The 4,425-nt window shown below is 34.5% G+C and carries 4 protein-coding genes; all 4 read right to left on the reverse strand.

Annotation, left to right across the window (positions count from 1 at the left end; genetic code table 11):
• Window positions 1–261: 261 nt before the first annotated feature.
• Window positions 262–1,326, reverse strand: coding sequence for a 3-isopropylmalate dehydrogenase (locus tag LE180_RS06320; protein ID WP_374134608.1), 1,065 nt, complete (start codon window positions 1,324–1,326; stop codon window positions 262–264).
• A 204-nt stretch (window positions 1,327–1,530) separates the two neighbouring features.
• A complete protein-coding gene (locus tag LE180_RS06325) occupies window positions 1,531–2,529 on the reverse strand; it encodes a polysaccharide deacetylase family protein (protein WP_374134609.1) in 999 nt (332 codons plus the stop codon).
• Between the two features lie 13 nt (window positions 2,530–2,542).
• Window positions 2,543–3,040, reverse strand: coding sequence for a 3-isopropylmalate dehydratase small subunit (gene leuD / locus LE180_RS06330; RefSeq protein ID WP_374134610.1), 498 nt, complete (start codon window positions 3,038–3,040; stop codon window positions 2,543–2,545).
• Window positions 3,041–3,706: 666 nt separating this feature from the next.
• Window positions 3,707–3,868 carry a hypothetical protein gene (locus LE180_RS06335; protein WP_374134611.1) on the reverse strand — a complete coding sequence of 54 codons (162 nt, stop codon included), beginning with the start codon at window positions 3,866–3,868 and terminating at the stop codon, window positions 3,707–3,709.
• Between the last annotated feature and the right edge of the window lie 557 nt (window positions 3,869–4,425).

The following is a 4,425-nucleotide window of genomic DNA, read 5'->3' on the forward strand; positions in this document are numbered from 1 at the left end:
GTTGTTGGAGAAGATAATCGTCAGATCATGTAGTTGTTATACTTGAGCGTAGCGAAGTATTCACGTTGTTCGGGTATTGGATGTGGATGGGGCAGGCGTTGTGTTGTCGTTAATTCTCCTTTTGAAAAAAAGAGGTGGCAATGCCTGAGACTCAGACTCGACATTGACGAGGAATGTGAATACTTCGCTACGCTCAAGTATAACAACTACATGATCTGACGATTATCTTCTCCAACAACAACTGATAAAATTATATATCTTTCATGCTAAGTAAGAAGCTATTAAGTCCCCCACTTCTGTTGTGGAAAGCCCCATTTTTCCGGCAGACATACTCTTTATTTTGCCTGACTCCAACGCTTTAATTACTGCGTTATCTATATCTTTTGCTGCTTTTGTTTCTCCAAGCGTTTCAAGCATCATAGCGCCGGCATTTATGGTTGCTATAGGGTTAATGACGTTCATTCCGGTATATTTTGGAGCTGAACCGCCCATAGGCTCAAACATTGATACGCCTTTGGGATTAATGTTTCCTCCAGCCGCTACGCCCATTCCGCCCTGAATCATTGCCGCCAAGTCTGTAATAATATCGCCAAATAAGTTATCTGTAACAACTACGTCGAACCACTCGGGATTCTTGACTAGCCACATACATGCTGCGTCAACGTTTACGTAATCGCCTTTTATTTGAGCATATTCTTTTGCGACATCGTTAAAAGTTCTCTGCCACAAATCTGAAGCAAACGTTAAAACATTAGTTTTGCCACATAATGTCAATTTATTTGTTTTTGCTCTCTTTTTAGTAAGTTCAAAAGCATAGCGAACGCATCTTTCAACGCCAAATCTTGTGTTTATAGACTCTTGCGTTGCTATTTCGTAGGGTGTGTCTTTTCTTAAAAACCCGCCCGCGCCTGTATATAAACCTTCCGTATTTTCACGAATAATAACCATATCTATGTCCGAAGGCTTTTTGTCTTTTAAAGGCGTTTCAACATTAGGATAAAGCCTAACAGGACGCAGATTAATATACTGATCAAGATCAAAACGGAGCTTTAAAAGGATACCTTTCTCAAGAATTCCGGGTTTTACATCAGGATGTCCGATTGCTCCAAGATACATAGAGTCGAATTTCTTAAATTCTTCTACAACACTTTCAGGAAGAACTTCCCCTGTTTTTAAATACCTTGCCCCGCCAATGTCGTAATTTACAAAATCGAGTTTAAAATTGTTCTTTTTTGCCACTGTTTCAATTATTTTTACGCCTTCTCTTATTACTTCAGGACCTGTTCCGTCTCCCGGAAGCAAAGCTATTTTATACGATTTTGACATATTAATTTCTCCTTTTGTGTATTCAATCAAAGTAAATGTTTGTTACTCCTTTTTCATCTATAATTTGTCTAATACGTTTAAATTCTTTTTCTTCACCCTCCTCTTTACATTATAGTCAAATCGCTTTAAGTCGCTCTGTTAAGTTTTAATGCTACCTCGTCATCAATACAGTACAGATTCCTGCAACCCAGGTCCCAGATGTATTTAAGATTTTTCTTCTGACATAATAGAATCAGAAGTTGATAAGATATTATATAGTTCATCTATAGTTATAAATTTAATCTTATTTTTATATATTTTTTTTAATTTAACCGTGATATTTTTTAAAGATTTCCAATAAGCTTCATTTCCATCCATAAAAAAATGATGACTTATAAACAACGGCATATTATTTTTAAAACAGTGTTTTGCCTGCTTCAAATATAACTTCTCAACATTACGCATTATTTGTCGCTCGGGAAGTTGCTCTTTTTTGTCTTTTACAAAAAAGTTATAATCCATCATAATTGTTTTGCACTTATTATATTTGACGAACGATATCGGGAATTCGTAGAAAAAATAACGTACTTTTTCGTCGTCCATAACTGAAATTTTTGTATAGATGCCATCGACGTAAGGTTGAGTTATAGTCGAAACAATACTTCTTATTCCATATTTTTCAAACACATCATAAACATCATAATTATACTCTAAGTATGGAAATCGTATATGTTGTGACTTTTGTTCCAAAAATTGCGTAAACAGAAAATATTGTTTAAATTCTAAGTCCCACATTTGGTTTGACCATTTTGACGAACCTTCAAAATGTCCATTCAAATGACTCTGTATTGAAACTCCTTGCTTTTGCGCTTTTTTCACTAATCCTATTCTCTCATCCGTAAGTTCTTTTGTGGAGCCAAAACCTACATTTGAAATACCTGAAATTTTAGCGTTAAACGGACATATATATCGATATTTTTCTTCTTCATTGAGAAAATAAACCGCGCTTATATACACTGTTGCATTGATATTTTCTTCTGATAATTTTATAATCTCTTCCCATTTATCTGTTCGATAACTACCGTCAAGAGTTACTAGAACATATAACATCTTATCTTTCAAATGATCTTTGTATTTGAGTTCTTCCTTCTTATATGTCAAACAAAAAGCATCTGACGTAACAAAAACCGTAAATATAATTAAAAAAATTAAATACTTTCCCATTACGATAATTCCCTTACGATAATTCCTTTATATAACCTAATAATCCGCCTGCTTTTATGATTTTCTGCATAAATTCTGGGAAAGGTTGTGACTGATAAGTTTCGTCTTTGGTTATGTTTTTTATAATGCCTTGAGTTAAGTTTATTTCTATAGTATCGCCATTTTTTATTGCCTTTACAGCTTCAGGAGATTCCAAAATAGGAAGACCTGTATTAATGGAATTTCTGAAAAATATTCTTGCAAAAGAGTTTGCAATTACAGCTGAAACGCCAGCCGCTTTGATTGCTATAGGAGCATGTTCCCGCGAAGAACCGCAACCGAAATTATTCTCTGCAACTATAATATCGCCCGGTTTAACATTTTTTACAAAATCTTTGTCTATATCTTCCATACAATACTTTGCAAGCACTACAGGATCTGTTGTAGTTAAGTATCTTGCCGGTATTATCTCGTCCGTATTGACATTTGAACCGTATTTGTGAACTTTGCCTTTTAAAACTATGTCTGACATTTTCTACCCCTTTTAATCTAGAATTAACAACAGCAAAAACTTAACAACAACATGGATCCTACTTTTTGTTGAACTTCTTATCCCTTATTATACTTTTATATACCAGTTGTGCAAGATGTCCAACATTACAATAATTTATTTTTAAATAATTTACAAATTTTTGGGAAATCACTTTCCACCTCTATTTCCCCTACCAAATCTTTCATACTTTGTTTAAAAATTCTTATAGCTCATTGCTTGCGGTTAACAATCTTTTTTTAAATATGCTTTTAACCTCTTCAATACTTTTGCATTTTGTGATTAAACCGCTTTGTAAGCAATTTGTAAGCTCTCATTGCAAATCAACAACAAAACCATTGTATTTATTGTACATAATTTTATTACATAATCAAAAAATTTGGCGAGATTGTTATCCAAGACTTTTGATAGCTCTGAATTAAATCTATAATCTTTTGTTCGTATTGCGTAGAATAGCTGACCCAAGCAATTCTATCGTTCTTTCCGTGAAGTATGCACAACCTAGCGTATCCTTTGCTGTATTTCCACTATTGAAAAACGTTGCCATATCATCATTAACCACGCCTAAATATATGCCACAAAGCCTGCCAGTAAATGTAACCTCTAAACACCCTTTTTAGTTTTTTCACTCAGTTCCTCCCTTAATACTTAAGGTCTGTATATCGCATTACTCTCTTTAGCTTTCCTCACCCACCAACTTTCTACTTCTTTTCTATCAAACCTAAACTTTCCGCCAACTTTCCATGCGTTCGGAAAATCTGTTTTTCTTATATATCTTCTAACCGACGATGCTACTTCCTTAATTGTCATAGCTTAGTTGTATCGCTGTTTAGCAAGTTTGGCGATTACAATATCTGCCACTTCTTCAGATATCTTTTTAACTACTTTATTAAGTTGGCTATCTGTAAATTCTATCTCCATAATTCCCAACACCTTTTATCTCAAATCCATTCTTTTGCTCGCCGTTTTCTCGTTTGCTATCTTTCTTAGCGAATGTATGTATTTTGTTAAATGTTCCCTTTCTTCTTCCGCAAACGGCATTAACTCTGTTGCTTTTGCCGACGTTATTTTGCTATAAATGACACTAGAAAAAGCCGTCAAAAGTCAAAAAACACCTGTGAGGAGATTTTTTTCTTTCAACGGCTTTTCTATGCGCAAACGCTGATAGTCTTGGCAAGAAACCAGCGTTGCTTTTTGTTGTTGCTTTTATGTTGTTTGCGGAAGAAGAAAGGGAACATTTAACAAAATACATACATTCGCTATCTTTCTTAGCGAATGTATGTATTTCGTTAAATGTTCCCTTTCTTCTTCCGCAAACGGCATTAACTCTGTTGCTTTTGCCGACGTTATTTTGCTATAAATGACAC

The sequence above is a fragment of the Candidatus Endomicrobiellum pyrsonymphae genome, from assembly GCF_020328025.1.
In the GTDB taxonomy this organism is placed as follows: domain Bacteria; phylum Elusimicrobiota; class Endomicrobiia; order Endomicrobiales; family Endomicrobiaceae; genus Endomicrobiellum; species Endomicrobiellum pyrsonymphae.

Coding starts and splice junctions, on each gene's coding strand:
- LE180_RS06320 (WP_374134608.1), bottom strand. CDS start 1,326: ATGTCAAAATCGTATAAAATAGCTTTGCTTCCGGGAGACGGAACAGGT.
- LE180_RS06325 (WP_374134609.1), bottom strand. CDS start 2,529: ATGGGAAAGTATTTAATTTTTTTAATTATATTTACGGTTTTTGTTACG.
- leuD (WP_374134610.1), bottom strand. CDS start 3,040: ATGTCAGACATAGTTTTAAAAGGCAAAGTTCACAAATACGGTTCAAAT.
- LE180_RS06335 (WP_374134611.1), bottom strand. CDS start 3,868: ATGACAATTAAGGAAGTAGCATCGTCGGTTAGAAGATATATAAGAAAA.